1 protein-coding gene and 1 pseudogene are annotated in these 1,503 nt (G+C 47.8%); both read right to left on the bottom strand.

Annotated features, from left to right (window positions below; all coding sequences use genetic code 11):
• On the bottom strand, positions 1-266 hold a 266-nt coding region (locus tag VIR50_RS11985; RefSeq protein WP_331935345.1), incomplete at its 3' end, for a hypothetical protein.
• A gap of 753 nt (positions 267-1,019) precedes the next feature.
• Positions 1,020-1,503 (bottom strand): annotated as a pseudogene (locus VIR50_RS11980) (TIGR00341 family protein); the annotation flags it as partial.

The following is a 1,503-nucleotide window of genomic DNA, read 5'->3' as shown; positions in this document are numbered from 1 at the left end:
GTTGGTGCCCCATGCTCTTTCAAAAGATAGTCGGTCTTGGCGAAAGTGCCGCTAAGATTGAGCCGTGTGGCATGGGTTTGCTGCTCCAAACACTGCTGAAACACCTTGTTAAAGCGGCTGTATATCAGTTGATAGTTGGGCTTGAGGGCCGCCGCAGCCTGCAATTCCTCGTAGTAGTTGGTAGCCGCCTCGGGCTCGTAGGCCTCGAACAGCCGGTGGTCGGCCTTAGGGTTGTATTCCGATATTTTGAAAACGTGTGAAGGCATGGTGCTTGATTGAAAACTGATAGTAGGATGGAAGTCAAAGCCAAAGGTAGCATTTTTCCCGTTATTATGGGCAGACGGGTGGCTTTTTTGTAAAGGAAGTGGTAAGAAAATTAACACTTCCATGGGGTGGCATTTAGAAAACGGGGCGGCGGATAGCAGGAGGTGAAAGGGCTGTTTGGGGCCTTGGGAAGGAGGGGAGTGGGGGGATGAAACGACAGAAAGCCGACTTTGGATAGGCCGAAGCAGGCCTTTCGCTGGCTCGGTGTGGGCGTATGGCCCTCTAAAAAAGTAGCTATAACCATGCGAAAGCGGCCCTTTGAGCTTTTCATTTTCAGGAAATAAAGTGCTCAATGGGCCGCTTTAAACGGTTTGTAAATATTATATATTTGATTATCAGTTGGTTATAAAAAGCGTTAGAATTCGATTTCTGCGGGCTAATCGTCGATGAGTGAGGAAATAGGCCGTGGTTTTCTATCTTTTGTAAAGATAATTCTGAATTTTAACTTTTCAGAGAATCGTTTTTTCCTTCTCTATGAATTGATTTCTCCTCGTTTGTAAATCGTTTTCTTCTCCTTTATGAATCGGTTTCTCCTTATTTATAAATTATTTCTTTCTCATCTATAAAACGATTTCTATCCATATAATGTTGACATTCTCCTTTCTTATGAATCGGCGTTTATAAAAATGGTTTTGATATTTTGGTTTCTTGCTGATAATGCTTGGGCGAGTGGCATTTGGGTGGGTCAAACGCCATTAGCGGGTGACGATGAGGCGCAGGCTGTCGGCATGGCTTCGCTCTTTCAGCCATAGGCGCAGTTGCTCTCGGTGGGCGTCGGGCAGTGGTTTGGCTACGCTGACGATGGCCGTTACAAATCTGCGGGCGGGCAAAGTGTCGGTAGAAATTTGTAGGGTGGAGGTGAGGGAAAAGGCTTTTACGCCGGGCGAAATCACCTTTATCTCGCGTCGGATGTCACGGCTTAGGCGGTCGTATTGCTGATAGCCGGCCAGCATTGTTTTGAGATGGGTATTCTCTTCGGCCGTTTGTTCCAAGAGTTTTTGCTGCTCGGCGCTGCCCGTGGCTTGATTATAAAGTCTGTGGCTCAGCGCTATTATGCTGTCGGAGCCGGTGCCTTGAATCACTTTCAGGCGGTAGCCTTTCAGTGTGCTGTAGCTGTTGAGCGCCGTTTGGGCCTCGTTTATCTTCTTCTTCGTGAGCGATCGGCCCACGGCTACCACC

It is taken from the genome of Prevotella sp. (assembly GCF_036570325.1).
Classification (GTDB): domain Bacteria; phylum Bacteroidota; class Bacteroidia; order Bacteroidales; family Bacteroidaceae; genus Prevotella.
Note: the sequence above shows the minus strand (reverse complement) of the source record. Positions and strands in the feature narration are given on the sequence as shown.